Below are 496 nucleotides of genomic sequence, written 5' to 3' on the forward strand. Positions count from 1 at the left end.
CGTTATTAAGAACGCCATAAGGACGCTTATTTTCCTCATCGAATTACACCCCCGCGGAGATAGTTTCTAGTTGGAGTTGTTTCAAGAGGCCTAAAAGAACTAAACATCGGCAAAATATAAAAACATTATGTCGCTCTTCTACCCTTTTCAGAGAACCCAATGCTCAAAGTTGATGATTATCTCGTTCACAACTGTCCATGCCATCAATGGAGCTTTGTAAAGGCTTATCTTCTTTCCGGGAATTTCACTCCTGAAGTCTCCGTGGGGAAATCCTCCGACAACCACCAGCGGACTCTGGAGTCCTGCAAGGACCTTTCCAAACTCCTGAGGCTTCATGGACTCCCCGTTCTCGTGCATGACGAAGACTCCGTCCGGTTTTATTTCGTCGATGAGCTCAGCCAGGCTCTTCTCCTCCATGCGAAGCAGCTCAAGTCCCTCAGGCACAACACCGTTCTTGAAGAGACTTTCCATCAGACCAACGAAGCGGTTGTAGTTC

General features: G+C 47.4%; 1 pseudogene. It reads right to left on the minus strand.

Features of this window, described 5'->3' with window-relative positions:
- Positions 1–147 precede the first annotated feature (147 nt).
- Positions 148–496: pseudogene (locus E3E36_RS11650) on the minus strand (16S rRNA methyltransferase); the annotation flags it as partial.

This window comes from Thermococcus sp. M36 (assembly GCF_012027355.1).
In the GTDB taxonomy this organism is placed as follows: Archaea; Methanobacteriota_B; Thermococci; order Thermococcales; family Thermococcaceae; genus Thermococcus.